Source organism: Streptomyces sp. NPDC030893 (assembly GCF_055571535.1).
This window is the reverse complement of the sequence record NZ_JBVIFC010000021.1, coordinates 26,086-43,048: the sequence shown is the minus strand read 5'-3', so window position 1 is coordinate 43,048 and position 16,963 is coordinate 26,086. Positions and strand designations below refer to the sequence as shown.

General features: G+C 74.2%; 11 protein-coding genes. 6 read left to right on the top strand and 5 right to left on the bottom strand.

Annotated elements, in window-relative coordinates; all coding sequences use genetic code 11:
- The first annotated feature begins 68 nt into the window (after positions 1–68).
- Positions 69–3,080, top strand: coding sequence for a hypothetical protein (locus ACZ434_RS29360; RefSeq protein WP_468461115.1), 3,012 nt, complete (start codon positions 69–71; stop codon positions 3,078–3,080).
- Positions 3,077–4,192, top strand: coding sequence for an MBL fold metallo-hydrolase (locus tag ACZ434_RS29355; protein ID WP_468461113.1), 1,116 nt, complete (start codon positions 3,077–3,079; stop codon positions 4,190–4,192). Before ACZ434_RS29360 ends, ACZ434_RS29355 begins: the two co-directional genes overlap by 4 nt.
- A 108-nt stretch (positions 4,193–4,300) precedes the next feature.
- On the opposite strand, the gene ACZ434_RS29350 is transcribed toward ACZ434_RS29355, so the two are convergent.
- Together ACZ434_RS29350 and ACZ434_RS29345 are read right to left on the bottom strand one after the other, a co-directional pair.
- Positions 4,301–7,423: a CHAT domain-containing protein gene (locus ACZ434_RS29350; RefSeq protein WP_468461111.1), complete on the bottom strand. Its 3,123-nt coding sequence runs from the start codon at positions 7,421–7,423 to the stop codon at positions 4,301–4,303.
- A 22-nt stretch (positions 7,424–7,445) separates the two neighbouring features.
- Complete coding sequence (locus tag ACZ434_RS29345) at positions 7,446–8,201, bottom strand: hypothetical protein (RefSeq protein ID WP_468461107.1); 756 nt, start codon at positions 8,199–8,201, stop codon at positions 7,446–7,448.
- Between the two features lie 233 nt (positions 8,202–8,434).
- Here ACZ434_RS29345 and ACZ434_RS29340 point away from each other — a divergent pair, with 233 nt between their 5' ends.
- The 3 genes from ACZ434_RS29340 (at position 8,435) to ACZ434_RS29330 (ending at position 11,800) form a co-directional block, all read left to right on the top strand.
- A complete protein-coding gene (locus tag ACZ434_RS29340) occupies positions 8,435–9,376 on the top strand; it encodes a sucrase ferredoxin (RefSeq protein ID WP_468461105.1) in 942 nt (313 codons plus the stop codon).
- A gap of 73 nt (positions 9,377–9,449) precedes the next feature.
- Positions 9,450–11,120, top strand: coding sequence for a sensor histidine kinase (locus ACZ434_RS29335; protein WP_468461103.1), 1,671 nt, complete (start codon positions 9,450–9,452; stop codon positions 11,118–11,120).
- Positions 11,120–11,800 carry a response regulator gene (locus tag ACZ434_RS29330; RefSeq protein WP_468461101.1) on the top strand — a complete coding sequence of 227 codons (681 nt, stop codon included), beginning with the start codon at positions 11,120–11,122 and terminating at the stop codon, positions 11,798–11,800. Before ACZ434_RS29335 ends, ACZ434_RS29330 begins: the two co-directional genes overlap by 1 nt.
- Positions 11,801–11,881: 81 nt before the next feature.
- Here ACZ434_RS29330 and ACZ434_RS29325 read toward each other — a convergent pair whose 3' ends face one another.
- The 3 genes from ACZ434_RS29325 to ACZ434_RS29315 all read right to left on the bottom strand — a co-directional run bounded on the left by ACZ434_RS29325 (position 11,882) and on the right by ACZ434_RS29315 (position 16,186).
- A complete protein-coding gene (locus ACZ434_RS29325; protein ID WP_468461099.1) occupies positions 11,882–13,474 on the bottom strand; it encodes a solute symporter family protein in 1,593 nt (530 codons plus the stop codon).
- Positions 13,471–13,926 (bottom strand): DUF485 domain-containing protein, encoded by a 456-nt coding sequence (locus ACZ434_RS29320; protein WP_468461097.1) that lies wholly within the window; start codon positions 13,924–13,926, stop codon positions 13,471–13,473. Before ACZ434_RS29320 ends, ACZ434_RS29325 begins: the two co-directional genes overlap by 4 nt.
- A gap of 136 nt (positions 13,927–14,062) precedes the next feature.
- A complete protein-coding gene (locus tag ACZ434_RS29315) occupies positions 14,063–16,186 on the bottom strand; it encodes a DNA gyrase/topoisomerase IV subunit B (RefSeq protein WP_468461095.1) in 2,124 nt (707 codons plus the stop codon).
- Positions 16,187–16,628: 442 nt separating this feature from the next.
- Between ACZ434_RS29315 and ACZ434_RS29310 the strand changes: the two genes are divergently transcribed.
- Positions 16,629–16,856 carry a DUF7455 domain-containing protein gene (locus ACZ434_RS29310; protein WP_189558042.1) on the top strand — a complete coding sequence of 76 codons (228 nt, stop codon included), beginning with the start codon at positions 16,629–16,631 and terminating at the stop codon, positions 16,854–16,856.
- The last annotated feature ends 107 nt before the right edge of the window (positions 16,857–16,963 follow it).

The window sequence follows — 16,963 nt, the reverse complement described above, 5'->3', positions numbered from 1 at the left end:
TTCCGGAGCGGCCCGCGACGACGGCTTTCCCCGGCGTTCCCGCCTCCGTCGACGAGTGAGGGCTGCCCATGACCACACGCCGCGCCGCGGCACGACTCGCCGGGCTCTGGCCGCTGCTGCCCCTGGCGGCCGGATCCGACTGGCCGCGGGCGAGGGCCTGTTGGGCGGCCGGCGTCCGGGCGCTGGCGGACGCGGACGGCGACGGCGCCGAACAGGAGCGGGTCGGACAGGGGTTACTGGCCCTCGCCACCGAACTCCCGTCGTTCGCGGCCCTGCTGGACGCCGCCGGTACGGGCCGGCGCGACGACGACGGGCCCGCGTGGCCGGCCGTGGCCCGGGCCCTGGTCTCGGTGGCGGAGCCGGGAGGGCTCCTCGAACGGGCGTCGCTCACCGTGGCCGAGGAGCTCGGACCCTACGCCGGCGGCCAGCACCTCACGGACACGCTCCTCACGGCGGGGATCGCCGCGGCGCTCGGACTGGGCCGGGACGATGTCGGCAGGGGACTGCGGGAGGCCGGGCGGCTCGCGGCCCGTCCGAGTTTCCTCGACGGTGCCGTCCCTCCCCTGGTCCCCTGGAGCGATCCGCTGCCGTGGCTCGCCGGGCCGTCCGGCTCGGCCCACCTGTTCGGGGCGGCCGACGCCTGGCAGCTCAGGGTCGGGCCCGGCGTCCGGCTGCTGCTCGGAGACACGGCGACGGCGGCCGGCCCGGGCACGGAGACGGCGGCGCTGCTCTCGCTCGGCACCCATGTCGCCTCCGTCGTGCACACGTTGCGGGCGGACCCGTCGGCACCGCACCGGTGGAGCTGGCCGGTGCGGCTCGCGGTGGCACCCGGCCCGGGCGGGGCCGCGGAACCGCGGCGGGGGCTGCTCGCCGCTGCCGGGGCCAGATCGGAGCTGATCACCCCGGTCGCCGTCACGGGGCGCTGGAACCGCCCGTCGCTGCTGCTGCTCCCCCACGCCCCGGACGACGGCCCGGCCGCCCCGCCCGACGGGCCGCCCGCCACCGCGGTGGTCGTGGTGAGCGAGTCGCCCGGGCCGGTGCCCACCGTCGAGGAGATGCGCTCACTGGCCGTCCGGCACCGGTCCGCCGTGGCCGCCCGGGCCCACTGCGGCCCGTCGGCCCGGCGCTGGCTGGAGGCCCTCCTCGACGGCCTCGCCCAGGACCTGCCGCTGGACATCGCCCTGTACGGTGCCGCCCGGGCCTGTGCGGCGTTCGCGCCCGTCGTCGCGGCGGACCCGCGCTTCCTCGACTCCACCCGGATACGCCCGGTCCTCGCCGCCTTCCCGCGCGACGCCCTCCCGCCCGCCGCCGAGGCCCGGGTCGGCCGCATGCTGCGGGGCGGCTCGCCGGCCGGCCCGGACGGGCCGCTCCCGGAGACGGCCGCCGACCTGCGGGCGTCGGCCCACCGGGCCCGGACCCTCCCGACCCGGTTCCTGTGGGCCGGTGTCACGGGACCGGACGGAAGCGGCCCTTACGGGGTGACCAGGCCGTACGACGACTTCCACGTCAAGGTGCGTCTCGTCGCCGGCCTCCGGGCCGGTTCCGGGCAGCCGCGGTTTCCCGCCGACGCCTTGCCGCCGGGTCCGTCCCACGACCTGACCGTCATCGCCTCGGACCTCGGTTCGGGGTCCGGCTCCCGTTCCGTCATGGGGACGATCGTCCTGACGGACGACGACGACAGCACCGCCGTGCTCCTGCGGTTCAAGGCGGGTGCCGACGGGGCCGCGATCCGGATCAGGATCGCGGTCGCCCACCGGTCGCGTCTGCTGCAGTCCGGGCTGCTGACCGGGCGGGTGGGGGCGCGGGAGGCACCGGTGTTCCGCGTCGACTCCGTGCCCCGGGCCGCCACCGACGACCTGGACCTGGCGGAACCCCACGACGCCGCCGTCCTCCTGGACCGGGCGGCGGACGGCCGCACGGTCGTCACCACCAGCACCCCCTGGTTCATCGGGCGCGGCAGCGTCCCCGACCCGCGGCGGACCCTGCGCACGCTGCTCAGACGCCTGAAACGCCTCGTCGACGACCCCGACGGCTTCGACGACTTCGACGGCTACGAGAGCCCCGGTTTCGGCGAGCTGATGACGGATCTGGCACGCAGTGGCCGGCGGCTGGGCAGGACGCTGTTCGGCGTGCGGGACTGGAACGGCGACGGCTGGGTCCGGACCCTGCGGGAGGCGCGGAGCATCACGGTGTCCTCGGCCGGGACGGACATGATCCTCCCCCTGGAGTTCGTGTACGACCGCGAGCTGGACGCCGGCCGCGGGCGCTCCCCGCGACTGTGCCCCGATGCCCCCGCGCTCGTGAACGCCGCGGACTGCGCGGGCTGCCCGCGGCGGGACGATCCGTCGACCGTGTGCCCCTTCGGGTTCTGGGGCGCCTCGAAGGTGATCGAGCGTCACATCGTCCGCGGATCGGACGGCTCCGGGTACGCCCTGGCCGTCAATCCCGCCCCCGGCCGGCACTCCGTGCCGCTCACGCGGGTGTGCGCGGCGGCCGCGGAGCGGGCCGACCACAACGACGTCCGGGCGTGGACCGCCGCGGCCGCCGCCCTGACGGCGCAGTGGTCCGAGGCCGTGCGGCTGGCGGACGACTGGGCGGGGCTCGAGGCGCTCGTGACCCGCCTGCGCGAGAACGGCACACCGCCGGGCGCGGTGCTCCTCTTCCCGCACACCCAGGAGGACGACGGCGTGACGGAACTCAGCCTCGCCGAGGGCGACACCGTCGACATCAGGGACGGGCTGGAGTTCCTCTTCGGTCGGGACGACCGGCCGCAGCCCCTGGTCCTCCTGCTCGGGTGTGCGACCGCGGGCGGGGCCACGCCGTTCTCCGACGCGTCCGGGGCGCTGCTCGCCGACGGCGCGCCCGGCGTCGTCGCCACCGCGGTCCCGGTGCGAGGGCGGCACATCGTGCCCGTCGGGGTCCGGCTGCTGGCGGAGCTGCGGGCCGCGGCGGCCGGGTCCGCGGGGTCGCCGCTGGGTCTGGCGCTGATGAGATCCCGGCGGAAGCTGCTGACGCGCGGGGACGCGTGCGTGCTCGCGCTGGTGGGGTTCGGCGACACCGACTGGGAGGCGACGACATGATCACCGTGGAGGCCCTGCCGGCCCGGTCGGGTGACTGTCTGTGGGTGGAGTGGCACGACGGTGCCCGGCAGCGGCGGATGCTCGTGGACGGCGGCACGGTCGGCGCGGGCCCGGCACTCACCGAGCGGATCAGGCGTCAGCCCCCGGAGCTGCGGGACTTCGAACTGGTGGTCTGCACGCACTTCGACGACGATCACCTCGGCGGGCTCGTCGGTCTGCTGGGCGCGCCGCAGCCCGGGTTCAGCACCCGCGACGTCTGGTTCAACGGCCACCGGCACCTGCTGCCGCCCGATCTGCTCGGGCCGCTCCGGGCGGAGCGGCTGACGGAGCTGCTGGCACGGCACGATACGCCGTGGAACGCGGCGGTCGGGGGAGGTCCGCTGGTCGTCCCCCCGGACGGGCACGGACCGCTGCCGGTGATCGAGCTGCCGGGCCTCACCCTCACCCTGCTCTCCCCCACCCGGGACGGTCTGACCGCTCTGCGCCGCGACTGGGACGCCCGGGACGCGAGACGGCGGAAGGCGCCGGCCGCGGCGGCCTCGGACCTCCTGGGCCCCGAGAGGACGGACGAGGAGATCCCGTGGCGGCGGCTGGCCGGCGAGTACAGCCCGGACAGGGGAGCCGGCAACGGTTCGAGCATCGCGTTCTGCGCCGAGCACACGCTCGACGGCACCCGGGTGCTGTTCACCGGTGACGCCCACGCGGAGGTGCTGGCCGGTTCGCTGAGACGGCTCGCTCCGGACGGCCGGTTCCGCGTCGACCTGTGCAAGGTGGCGCACCACGGCAGCGCGCACAACACCAGTCCGGAGCTGCTGTCGCTGCTGGACTGCGACCAGTGGCTGATCAGCACCGACGGCGGACCGCGGGTCCGGGGCGCGGAGGCGAGGTACCGGCCCGGCGAGGGCGTGCACCCGAGCCTGCGGGCCATGTCCCGTCTCGCCCTCGCGGCCCGGTGGCCCACGCTGTGGTTCAACCACCGCGTCCCCAGCACCGAGCGGTACGACGACGCCTTCCTCCAGCAGGAGTTGGGCTTCCGCGCACGGTATCCGCCGCGCGGCACCCAGGGCATCGCCCTGGCGGTCGGCCCCGGCAGCGTCCGCCGGGTCCCGTGACCGGCCGACAGCCCCCGTCCGTCCGCCGGTCACGGGCCGCCGTACGGGCCCGGGCCCCGGCGTCCCGCTGCTCCTCGGCCGCGGACCGCGATCGGCGCACCGGGTGTCTCAGCCCAGGTGGACCAGGCCCGGCCACACCACCGCCGGTCCCTCGGCGGCGGCTTCCCGCTGGGTGGCGGCGAGTGCCTCCGCCGGGTCGGTGCCGGTGGCCAGTCGGCGGTGGTAGGCGGCCATGAAACCGGCGGCGAGCTCGTCGTCCAGCGGCCACAGCGCGGCGACGGCGGACCGCGCCCCGGCGGCGAGCAGCGCGGTGCCGAGCCCGAGCGCCTCGTCGGGCAGCCGGATGCCGCCGAGTCCGGTGTCGCAGGCGCTGAGCACGAGGTGCGGGGCGCCGGGCAGGCGTTGCCGCAGGAGGTCGGCCACCCGGACACCGTCGCCGAAGCGCAGCACGGAGTCGAAGGGCCGTTCGGGATCGAGGTCGTAGTGGCAGATCACGTGGGCGATCTCGGCACCGCCGAACACCTCCGCCCAGTCCTCGGCCGCGGAGCCCGGCGATCCCGCGCCGCTGGCCGTGCCCCGGGCACGCAGCACCCGCCGCCCCTCCCGGCGTGCAGCGGGTTCCTCCGGGCGGGGGACCGAAACGTGCCGTACGCGTGTGTAGCAGTCGGCGACCAGACCGGCCTCCGCAGCGGCGTACGGCAGTCTGCGCCCGCCCTCGCCCGGGTCGACGCCCACGACGACGCCGGGAGCCTCCGGCCAGGGCGTCGGGGGCCGGACGGCGCGGGCGGCGGGCAGCAGCCTGGGCAGCGTTCTGGACAGCAGGGACCCGGCCGGGGCCGCGCCCGCGGCGGCCAGCGGCAGGGAGGCGAGACGGCCGACCGGTACGAGTCCCACGGTGGGGGCGTCCCCGAGGGCGTCCGCCACCGGGGCGACCATGGCGTCCCACGTCCACGCCAGTACGTCCCGCACGGCCGAGTCCCAGTCCGCCAGCACGCGCTCGTCCGGCCCGCGGTACCGGGTGAAAGCCGTTCTGAGGGCGTCGAGCCGGGACTCGGCCCGCACGCTGGTGGCCTCCGGCAGTTCGTGCGCGTCGGTACTGCCGTCGGGCCGGACCACGACGGCGAACCCGCCCGCCAGGGTGGCCGCCCAGTAGACGAGCGGTCCGCCCAGCAGCTCCGCCGCCGCGACGACGTCGTCGTACCCGGTCGGCCGGGCGCGTCCGCCCAGTGAGCGGGCCGACAGGGTGGCGGCGCCCTCCTCCAGGCGCAGCACCGCCTCGCGGGCGGATCCGGCCCTCAGCTCGGACAGGGCGCAGGCCGCGGCCACGCCTTGCACGGGGAACCGGGCCAGCCGTCGGTCCGCGTCGAGGGTTCGGCGGTCGGTCAGTTCGTCCGCCGCGCCCAGGGCCGCCCGGAAACCGAGGGCCGCCGTGCCCCACTCCCCCAGCGAGAAGGCGGCGTTGCCGAGTTCCTGGCCCGTCTCGACGGTCACGAACGGCTCGTCCAGCGACAGCGTCTCGTTCCACCGTTCGAAGGCGACGCGCAGGTCGGCCGCCTCGGCGGCACCGAGCGTGGAGGGCGAAAGGGTCGCGTCGGGGACGGCGGCCAGCTCGTGCAGCCCGGCACGCCGCGCGAGGCGGGAGCCGAGCAGATGGGCCGCGCGCGCCCGTACGGCGGAGCCCTCGGGGGCCTGTCGTCTCGCCTCGTCGAGCAGGGCGATCATGTCGTCGAGCGGCGGTTCGGCCCGGCCGGTGCGGGCCGCGCGGGACTCGGCCCGGTCGCCGATCACCGTCGCCTTGTCGATGAGGGAGCCCGCCCGGTCGGAGGAGGGACCGGGGGTCAGGGCGATCGCCTCGTCGATATGGGCGAGGGCCTCACGGAAGTCGTCGTCGTCACCGGTCAGGCGGCCCTTCTCGTCGAGGAACAGGGCCAGGGTGGTGAGTGCGTCGGCCCGGTCCGGGGCACCGGACGCGCGGCTCGTCACGCCCCGCATGAGGGCGATGCCCCGTTCCAGGTCCTCGATCTCCCCGTAGGACTCGTACCGCCGGTAGAGGGCGCCCGCGAGGTTGGTGCGCAGGCCCAGTCCGATGCCCGGCGGCAGTCGGTCGTCCAGGCTGCGCCGGGCCGTGTCGACCGCCCGGTCGAGGTCCTGCCGGTCGCCGTCGAGGGTGAACCTCTCGGTGAGCAGCAGACAGACCTCGTTGGCCAGGACCGCCCGCGCCTGCGGGTCGGGGCGGTGAGCGCCGTCCTCCACGCCCAGGGCCTCCTCGGCGAGGTCGATCGTCTCCGCCAGCACGGCACGGTCATGGTGGGTGAGGTAGCGCAGGTGAGCCACGGAAGCGGCCGTTCCCACCAGGGCCGCGCGCGCCTGCGGGTCCTCGCCCGCCTCCTCCAGCAGGGCGGAGATCCGCTGCCACGCCTCGTCCAGCCGGGCTCGGTCGCCGTCCCGCGCGCAGCGCTCGCGCAGGACGCGTACGAGGAGTTCGCGCCGCCAGGTGGTGGGTGGCGTCGTGGGATCGTCCAGCGCCTGCCGGGCCAGCCGCTCGGCCTCCACCAGACCGTGGTCGCCGCCGTCGCCGGAGGCGCGGTGGAGCTCGAGGTGGGCGGCGGCGAGCGACGCCTGTCCCTTCGCGGCGACGGCGGGGTCCTCGCATGCGGCGGTCACGGTGAAGGCGTCGATCGCCTCCCGCAGGCGGGCCGGGTCGGGGCGCACCTGGTGGAGCAGGGAGCACAGGTTCCCGCGTGCGCCGGCGACCAGGGCCCGCTCCACGCCGGTGGCCGCGTGGCCGGCGGCCGCCGCCAGTGCCGTCCCGGCCTCGGCGAGATGTTCCTCCCGACCGGTCCGGTCCCATGCCTCCATCGCCAGCGACGCGAGGTTGAACCAGGCCGCGCAGGCCTCTTCCGGGCCGGCGGATCCGGCCGCCCGCCGCCGGAGGTGCAGCGCCGTCACCAGATCCTCCGGCGCGTGCCGCTCGTCGTGGCGCCTGAGCAGTTCGTCCACGGAGAACTCGGTCACCAGCGCCCTCTCGTACGCGGGCAACGGGTGCTCCAGGAGGGCGCACAGGGTGCGCAGTGCGCCGTCGCGGGCCTCGGGTCCGGGCGCTTCCCCGAGGTCGCCGGCGTCCACCGCGGCGCAGAGCTCCTCGACGAGCCGCAGCGCCTCCCCGACGCCGTGGGGGCCGGTGAGGTCGACCGCGGCGAGGAGTTGCCGGAGCCGGAGGGGGGTCGTCATGTCGCTCCTGGGGTGAACGGGATCAGGGGGCGGCGGCCGTGGGTCCGGCGTCGGGTATGTTCACCGTCTCGTAGAGCTGCCGCGCGTACTCCCACGCGGCGGACTCCACCCAGCCCGGCCGCACGGTCGCGTACCAGAACGTGATCAGCCACAGGTCCGCGGCCACGAGCGCCGCCCACAGCGCGATCCGTCCGGGGGCGGCCCCGCCCATCCACACCATCGCGCAGACGAGTCCCGCCGTGCCGAGAACGGCGGTGAGCAGCGCCCAGCCGCGCAGACCGAGGGCGTTGCGCCGGAATCCGTACTCGCAGTTGTGCTCGGCGAGCAGCCCCGTGCCGGTCAGGGCCCGGGCACGGGCGCGCAGGACGGTGCCCGCGGTCTCGTAGATCTCGTCGGCCCCGGCCGGGTCGTCGCGTTCCTCCTGCTCGGTGGGGAGCGGCAGGGAGGTGCCCACGATCTCCTGCACCCGGCCGCGCAGGTAGACGAGCTGGGTCCGGTTCATGGGGCCGCGCCAGCGCAGCAGCTGGACGGTGGGTCTGCCGCCCCAGCCGGCGAACAGCGCCTGCTCGATCCGCTTGCCCCGGGCGCGGCCCAGGGGTTCCGCGAGCAGCAGCACCACGACGCTCAGCACCAGCGCCCACACCCCGCCGCCGCCCGACCAGTCGGGGGCGACGGCCGCGGCGGGCAGGGCCAGCGGCAGCAGCGTGAGCGCGACGGGGCGGATGCGCGCCCTCCAGGTGTACCGATCGGCGGTGCCGAGCAAGCTGCCGACTCCCATACGGTCCCCCCGGCCGTCCTCGCAGAAGCCCTGCCGGGCGGGACTTACCCGTTCGGTTCCGCGACCATGCGGCACCGCGCGCCCGTCGTACGGCGGTGAGGGCCCGGGACGTCCCGCGGCGGGCGCCCGCCGTGCCCCGTCGTGCGCCGGGGCGCAGCCGGCCGTCCGCCGGGGAGCGGGACACGGGCGGGCCGACAGGCAGCCCTGCGGCAAGTCAGGTTAGGCTCACCTCTGTGAGTAGCACGTGCTCGACCGTCTCCCGCGAGCTCGACGAGCCGGTGGCGGGGACCGCGGCCACCGCGAGGACCTGGCTGCTGCTGGAGCAGCCCGGCCCCTGGGGTGCCAAGGCGCTCACGTCGAGTCATCTCGATCCCGCGCTCGGCCGGGCCCTGGAGGCCGCCGCGAAGGACACCGGGGTGCGGATCGCGCTCATCCGCCGTGCCGGGCGGCACGCGGACTGCCGGATGCCCGCCCTGCGCCAGGTGTACGCGGCCCACACCGTTCCGGGGAACGTATGGCTGCGCGCCGCCACGGTCACGGACCCCGAACGGCTGCTCGATCTGGACTTCGCCGCGCTGGGCGGGGGCGAGCCCGGGACGTTCGACGCGGCGCTCGGCGGAGTGCCGCACGAGGGCGACCCGCTCGCCCTGGTGTGCACCAACGGCAAGCGCGACCGCTGCTGCGCCCTGCTCGGCCGGCCCCTGGCGGCGGAGCTGGCCGCGTCCGGGGTCGAGGGCGTCTGGGAGGTCACCCACCTCGGCGGTCACCGCTTCTCGCCCACGGTGCTCGTACTGCCCCACGGCTACGCGTACGGCCGGGCGGAGGCACACGCCGTCAAGGAGGTGCTGCACGGCGCTCACGAGGGCCGGATCGTCGTCGAGGGGTGCCGGGGCCGTTCCGCCTGGGAGCGGCCCGGCCAGGCGGCCGAGCTGGCCGTCCGGCGCGCGGTGGGCGAATACGCCGCCGGGGCCCTGACCGTCGTCACGACGGACGGCGGAGCGCCCCGCTGGGCGGTGACCGTCGCCCACGCGGACGGGCGGCGCTGGCGGGTGGAGGTCGCCCAGGGCGCCTCCCTGCCGCCGCGTCCGGAGAGCTGCGGGTCCGTGCTCGGCTCCCCCGCGCGGATGGACGTCGTGGACGTCCGCGAGGTGACCGTGGCCGCGCTGGCGAGCTGACGGTCCCCGGGAACCGGGAGATCCCCGCCACACCCCGGCGGCGCCCCGCGGCCGCCCGCGTACCGTCGGGGGCATGAGTCCCTCTCCCTCCGCGCGCCGCCTGCGCCTCGGCCTGCCGCGACGGGTGTTCTCGCAGGTCCTGCTGATGCAACTGGCGATCGCCGCGGGAGTCGCGGTGCTCGCCACCGGGCTGTTCCTCGCGCCCCTCGGCGAGCAGCTGGACGACCAGGCGATGCGCCGCGCGCTCGCGATCGCGCAGACCACCGCCCAGCAGACACGGATCGCGGACGACGTGCGGAGCACCGAGCCGTCGCCGGACGGGCCGGTGCAGCGGGAGGCGGAACGGATCCGCGAGGCGACCGGCGCCGAGTACGTCGTGGTGCTGGACGTGCGGGGCGTGCGCTGGTCGCACACCGATCCGGAGCGGATCGGCGGCCTGGTGTCCACCGATCCCGGCGAGGCGCTGGCCGGGCACGAGGTCATGGAGATCGACGACGGCACCCTGGGGCGCTCCGCGCGGGGCAAGGTACCGCTGCGTGACGGAGACGGCGAGATCGTCGGGGCGGTCTCCGTCGGCATCGCCTACGACAGCGTGCGGGCCCGGCTGATCCACGCGATCCCGGGACTGTTCGCCCATGCGGGCGGCGCCCTGGCCGTGGGCGCGCTCGCCGCCTGGCTCATCTCCCGCCGGGTGCAGCGGCAGACCCGTGACCTGGCCTTCTCCGACATCGCGGCGCTGCTCGCGGAGCGCGAGGCCATGCTGCACGGCATCCGGGAGGGTGTCGTGGCCCTGGACCGCGGCGGCCGTATCCGCCTGGTCAACGACGAGGCGCAGCGCCTGCTGGGGGTCGGCGAGGAGGCCGTCGGCCGCTCCCCGGACGAGGCGCTCGGCGCGGGCCGCACCTGCGACGTGCTGGCCGGGCGGGTGACCGGCACCGACCTGCTCACGGTCCGCGGCCGGCGGGTCCTGGTCGCCAACCGGATGCCCACGGACGACGGCGGGGCCGTGGCCACGCTGCGTGACCGCACGGAGCTGGACCGGCTCGGCCGGGAGCTGGACTCCACGCGCGGGCTGATCGACGCGCTGCGCGCCCAGGACCACGAGCACGCGAACCGCATGCACACCCTGCTGGGGCTGCTGGAGCTGGAGATGTACGACGACGCGGTGGAGTTCGTCGGCGAGGTCGTCGGTGATCACCGGGCCACCTCGGAACAGGTCACCGAGAAGATCCGGGACCCGCTGCTCGCGGCGGTGCTGGTGGGCAAGGCGACGGTCGCGGCCGAGCGCGGAGTGGCCCTGTGGGTCTCGGACCGGACCCGGCTGCCGGACCGGCTGATCGACCCCCGGGGTCTCGTCACCGTGGTCGGCAACCTGGTGGACAACGCCCTGGACGCCGTCGCCGGGACACCGCACGCGCGCGTGGAGGTCGAACTGCGCGCCGAGGGCCGTACGGCGGTGCTGGTGGTGCGCGACACCGGACCCGGGATCCCCCCGGAGCAGCGGGAACTGATCTTCACGGAGGGCTGGTCCACCAAGGAACCGCCGGCCCACCGCGAACGGGGCATCGGACTGTCCCTGGTGCGCACCCTCGCCGAACGGCAGGGGGGCAGCGCACGCGTGGGCGAGGCGCGTGGCGGAGGCGCGGAGTTCACCGTCGTCCTGCCCGAGGCCCTGACCGAGCCGGGCGCGGAGCCCGCGCTCACCGGGGCGCCGGGCCGCGGGGCCACCGGGGAGGAGGCGTGATGATCGAGGTCCTGGTGGTGGACGACGACGTCCGGGTCGCGCGGGTCAACGCGGCCTACGTCGGGAAGGTGCCCGGATTCCACGTCACCGGGCAGGCGCACAGCGCGGCGGAGGCACTCGCCCGGCTGGAGACGCCGCCGCGGCCGGATCTGGTCCTCATGGACCACTACCTGCCCGACGAGACCGGGCTCGAGGTCGTCCGGGAGATGCGGCGGCGGGGCCTCCAGACCGACGTGATCATGGTGACGGCGGCCCGTGACGTGGCCACCGTGCAGGCGGCGATGCGCCAGGGCGCCCTGCAGTACCTGGTCAAGCCGTTCGCCTTCGCCGGACTGCGCGCCAGGCTGGAGGCGTACGCGGAACTGCGCCGTACGCTCGACGGCGGCGGCGAGGCGGAGCAGGCGGAGGTGGACCGCATCTTCGGCGCGCTGTCGGCGCCCTCCGAGCCGCAGTTGCCCAAGGGGCACTCCCCCACCACCGCGGAGCTGGTGCGGCAGTCCCTGAGGGACGCCGGCGGGCCGCTGTCGGCCCAGGAGATCGCCGAGCGCACGGGGGTGAGCCGCCAGACCGCCCAGCGCTACCTGAAGCTCCTGGAACGCACGGGACGGGCCACACTGACCCTGAAGTACGGCGACGCGGGCCGCCCGGAGCACCGCTATGTGTGGGCGACCCGCGCCTGAGGGCACGGCCCATGGGGGCGGGGGAAGGAACCGTGCCCCCTTCCCATACGGATACCGGCCCCTTCCGTCTCCGCCGGATGCCTACACCGCCCCCGCACCGGTCAGTGACCGCACCTCGGTCTCCGCGTGCCGGGCCTCGTCGGGGACCTCGGCCGAGGTGACCGTGCCGAGCCAGCCCGCGAGGAAGCCCAGCGGTATGGAGACCAGCCCCGGGTTCTGCAGCGGGAAGAGCTGGAAGTCGGCGCCGGGGAAGAGGGATCCGGGGCTGCCGGACACCACGGGCGAGAGCAGCACCAGCGCCACGGCCGGGACCAGACCTCCGTAGACGGACCACACGGCACCGCGGGTGGTGAAGCCGCGCCAGAACAGCGAGTAGAGCAGCACAGGCAGGTTGGCCGAGGCGGCGACCGCGAAGGCGAGGCCCACGAGGAACGCGACGTTGAGGTCGCGGGCCAGGAGCCCGAGGGCGATCGCGAACAGGCCGATGCCCACCGCGGCGACCCGGGCCACGGCCACCTCGCTGTACGGCTTTCCGCGCCGGCGCCGCAGGGAGGCGTACAGGTCGTGGGCGACGGACGCGGACGAGGCGAGCGTGATGCCGGCGACCACCGCGAGGATCGTGGCGAAGGCGATCGCGGCGACGACCGCGAACAGGACCGTGCCGCCCGTGGTGCCGGCGCCGCCGCCGAGGTCGAGCGCGAGCAGCGGGACCGCGGTGTTCCCGGACGCGTTGGAGGCACGGACGGTGTCCGGTCCGACGAGGGCGGCGGCGCCGAAGCCCAGCACGATCGTCATCAGGTAGAACCCGCCGATGAGTCCGATCGCCCAGACCACCGACCGCCGTGCCGCCCGCGCGGTGGGCACCGTGTAGAAGCGGGACAGGATGTGCGGCAGCCCCGCCGTGCCGAGCACCAGGGCGAGGCCCAGACTGATGAAGTCCAGCCGCGCGGTCCAGTCGGCGCCGTAGCCGAGCCCGGGCGCCAGGAACGCCTCCCCGTGGCCGCTGCGTTCGGCCGCCGTGTGCAGCAGGCGGTTGATGTCGCCGTGGAACCGCAGCAGGACCAGGACGGTCAGCGCCACGGTGCCGCCGAGCAGCAGGACAGCCTTGACGATCTGGATCCAGGTGGTGGCCCGCATCCCTCCCAACGACACGTAGATCACCATGAGGACGCCGACGCCGACGACCGTCCAGGACTGCGCGGCCTCGCCGGTGCCGCCGAGCAGCAGCGCGACCAGGCTGCCCGCGCCCACCATCTGCGCCACCAGGTAGAGAACGGACACGGTGACCGAGGAGGTTCCCGCCGCGATCCGCACCGGCCGCTCCCGCATGCGCGTCGCGACCACGTCGGCGAGGGTGAACCGCCCGCAGTTGCGGACCAGTTCCGCGACCAGGAAGAGGACCACCAGCCAGGCCACCAGGAAGCCCACCGAGTAGAGCATCCCGTCGTAACCGACGAGGCAGATGAGTCCGGAGATGCCGAGGAAGGAGGCGGCCGACATGTAGTCGCCCGCGATGGCAAAACCATTCTCCATCGGCGAGAAGAGCCGTCCGCCCGCGTAGAACTCCTCGGCCGAGCCCTGCCGGTGGCGGCTCACCCAGGTGGTGATGGCCAGGGTGACCGCGACGAACACGCTGAACAGCAGCAGCGCCGTCGTCTGGTGATCGGCCGTCATGACGGACCGCCTCCGCCCCGCGTCAGTTCCTGGGTGTCCCAGCGCAGTTCCAGCGCCGCGCGGTCCCTGCGCAGCCGCGCGTGGCGCACATAGGCCCAGGTGAGCAGGAAGGTGGTGAGGAACTGGCCGAGTCCCGCCAGCATTCCCAGGTTCACCGCGCCCGCGACGGGCCGTGCCATCAGGCCCGGCGCGGTCGTGGCGGTCACGACGTACGCCACGTACCAGACGAGGAAGGCGGCGGTCGCCGGGACCGCGAACCGCCGGTACCTGCCGCGCACCTCCTGGAAGGCCGCGCTGCGCTGTACTTCGAGGTACACGTCGGCGGCCGGCACGGAGTCCCGCTCGCGTCGCGCCGGCTCCACCGCCGCCTCGGCGGACTCGCCCCAGCCCGAGGCCAGGGCGTCGTACCAGGGATCGTCGTAGCCGACGTCCCCCGAATTGCTTGGCTGCATGCCCAAGGATGGACAGAACGGGAAGATCCCCGACTCTTCTTCCCGTTCCCCTTCACCCCATCAGGTGACTGCGCCGTGCGCACGCCCCGCGCGGCGGCTATGCGCGGGGCGTGGGGCGTGGGGCGTGGGGCGTGGGCTAGGCGTCGATGCGGGAGCGGTCCAGCGTCGCGGCGGAGCTGGAGATGAACTCCTTGCGCGGGGCGACGTCGTTGCCCATGAGGAGGTCGAAGACCTGCTCGGCGGCCTCCAGATCGGTGAGGTTGATCCGGCGCAGGGTGCGGTGGCGCGGGTCCATGGTGGTCTCGGCCAGCTGGTCGGCGTCCATCTCACCGAGACCCTTGTAGCGCTGGATCGAGTCCTTGTAGCGGATGTTCTTGCTCTGGAACTCCATGAGCCTGTCGCGCAGTTCCCGGTCCGAGTACGTGTAGACGTACTTGTCCTGGCCCTTCTTGGGCTGGATCAGCTCGATGCGGTGCAGCGGCGGCACCGCGGCGAAGACCCGCCCGGCCTCGACCATGGGCCGCATGTAGCGGTGGAAGAGCGTCAGGAGCAGCGTGCGGATGTGGGAGCCGTCGACATCGGCGTCGGTCATCATGATGATCTTGCCGTAGCGGGCGGTGTCGATGTCGAAGGTCCGGCCCGAGCCGGCTCCTATGACCTGGATGATCGCACCGCACTCGGCGTTCTTCAGCATGTCCGTCACGGAGGACTTCTGGACGTTGAGGATCTTTCCGCGGATCGGCAGGAGCGCCTGGAACTCGGAGTTGCGGGCGAGCTTCGCGGTGCCGAGGGCGGAGTCCCCCTCGACGATGAACAGCTCGCTGCGGTCGACGTCGTCGCTGCGGCAGTCGGCGAGCTTCGCGGGCAGCGACGAGGACTCCAGGGCCGTCTTGCGGCGCTGCGCGTCCTTGTGCTGGCGGGCCGCGATCCGGGTCCGGGCCGCGGCGACGGCCTTCTCCATGACGACGCGGGCCTGCTGGGCCGCGTCGCGCTTGGTGGAGGTCAGGAACGCCTTGAGTTCCCTGGAGATCACGGTGTTCACGATGCGGCGGGCCGCCGAGGTGCCCAGGACCTCCTTGGTCTGGCCCTCGAACTGCGGCTCGGCCAGCCGGACCGTGACCACCGCGGTGAGGCCCTCGAGGGCGTCGTCCTTGACGATGTCGTCCTCGGCCACGCGCAGCATCTTCTTGGTGCGCAGCACCTCGTTCATCGTCCTGGCGACGGCCTGCTCGAAGCCGGCGACATGGGTGCCGCCCTTGGGGGTGGCGATGATGTTGACGAACGACCTGAGCGTGGTGTCGTAGCCCGTCCCCCAGCGCATCGCGACGTCGACGCCGAGCTCGCGGGTGACCTCGGTGGGCGTCATCTGGCCGCGCTCGTCGAGGACCGGGACGGTCTCCTTGAAGGTGCCCTGACCGGTGAAGCGGAGCGTGTCGCAGACGGGCCGGTCGGCGGCGAGGAACTCGCAGAACTCGCTGATGCCGCCGTCGAAGCGGAAGGACTCCTCGCCCTTGCTGCCGCCCTCGCCGAGCCCGTACTCGTCACGAACCACGATGGTCAGGCCGGGCACCAGGAACGCGGTCTGGCGGGCACGCTGGTGCAGCGTTTCCAGGGCGAGCTTGGCGTCCTTGAGGAAGATCTGGCGGTCGGCCCAGTAGCGCACGCGTGTGCCGCTGCGGGTCTTGGGGATCTTCCTGGCCTTGCGCAGTCCGCTCCCGGGCTCGAACTTCGCGTCCGGGCCCACGGCGGCGAAGGCGCCGGGGACGCCTCGGCGGAAGCTGATCGCGTGGGTGTGCCCGCCGCGGTCCACCTCCACGTCGAGCCGCGCGGAGAGCGCGTTGACGACGGAGGCGCCGACGCCGTGCAGACCGCCGGAGGCGGCGTACGAGCCGCCGCCGAACTTCCCGCCGGCGTGCAGCTTGGTCATGACGACCTCGACCCCGGAGAGGCCGGTCTTGGGCTCGACGTCGACCGGGATGCCCCGGCCGTTGTCCCGGACCTCCACCGAGCCGTCGTCGTGGAGGACCACCTCGATGTGGTCGCAGTAGCCTCCGAGGGCCTCGTCGACGGAGTTGTCGATGATCTCCCAGAGGCAGTGCATCAGACCACGGCTGTCCGTGGATCCGATGTACATGCCGGGGCGCTTCCGCACGGCCTCGAGCCCCTCGAGGACGAGCAGGTGCCGCGCGGTGTAGTTGGAACCGTCCCGGTCTGCTCCTGCCAGCAGCGCTGTGGACGGCACGGACGTCTCGGCGGTCACGCGGTTCGCTCCTCGCTGAATTTCAGATGGGGCCCTCACGGGTAAGGGCAGGGCCTGAGTCACCGGTGAGAGGGTACCGAGGCCTGGTAGAGCCGTTGTAACGCCACCCTCGTCCCCTTCACACCCTAGTCGAGGGTCGCATACCTGTTCGATCCCTCGATGGAGTGAAGCACACATCACGTTCCCTTCGAGGCATGAACCATTTAGGCTCCGGGCACGTCCTCATGAACAACCGGCAAGCCAGCCGGGAGGGCCGACCACCGATACGAACGCGAATCCGTACGACACATCAGACACGCACTACGGCACATTCGCCGCCAACCGGCAGCAGCCGACCGCCTCGGAAAGATTTTTTCGAGGAAAAGCCACGAGCGGGAACGTTTTGGGGCTGGTTGGATGTTGACCCTGGTACGACAGCTCGTCGAGCTAGAGAAGAGGCGACGTGACTACTGTTCTGACCCCCGCGAGCCCGCTGACGGCCGCCGATCGCTGCGACCGCTGCGGCGCCCAGGCATACCTGCGCGTCGTCCTGCTGAGCGGCGGAGAACTGCTCTTCTGCGCCCACCACGGCCGCAAGTTCGAGCCGGAACTCAAGAAGATCGCCGCTGAGATACAGGACGAGACGGAGCGGCTGACCGCTCCGGCGAGCACTCCCGACGAAGAGCGCTGACGCCTCACGTCCGACGACGAGCAGACCGGCACAGGCCGGCGAGACGGGCGACCGCCTCCGCTGCGGAGGCGGTCGCCCGTCTCGCGTGCCCGGCCTCGTGCGAGGCT

What these genes read in the sequence shown, in the direction of transcription:
- ACZ434_RS29360 (WP_468461115.1), top strand. Translation starts at nt 69, where the DNA reads ATGACCACACGCCGCGCCGCGGCACGACTCGCCGGGCTCTGGCCGCTG.
- ACZ434_RS29355 (WP_468461113.1), top strand. Translation starts at nt 3,077, where the DNA reads ATGATCACCGTGGAGGCCCTGCCGGCCCGGTCGGGTGACTGTCTGTGG.
- ACZ434_RS29350 (WP_468461111.1), bottom strand. Translation starts at nt 7,423, where the DNA reads ATGACGACCCCCCTCCGGCTCCGGCAACTCCTCGCCGCGGTCGACCTC.
- ACZ434_RS29345 (WP_468461107.1), bottom strand. Translation starts at nt 8,201, where the DNA reads ATGGGAGTCGGCAGCTTGCTCGGCACCGCCGATCGGTACACCTGGAGG.
- ACZ434_RS29335 (WP_468461103.1), top strand. Translation starts at nt 9,450, where the DNA reads ATGAGTCCCTCTCCCTCCGCGCGCCGCCTGCGCCTCGGCCTGCCGCGA.
- ACZ434_RS29330 (WP_468461101.1), top strand. Translation starts at nt 11,120, where the DNA reads ATGATCGAGGTCCTGGTGGTGGACGACGACGTCCGGGTCGCGCGGGTC.
- ACZ434_RS29325 (WP_468461099.1), bottom strand. Translation starts at nt 13,474, where the DNA reads ATGACGGCCGATCACCAGACGACGGCGCTGCTGCTGTTCAGCGTGTTC.
- ACZ434_RS29320 (WP_468461097.1), bottom strand. Translation starts at nt 13,926, where the DNA reads ATGCAGCCAAGCAATTCGGGGGACGTCGGCTACGACGATCCCTGGTAC.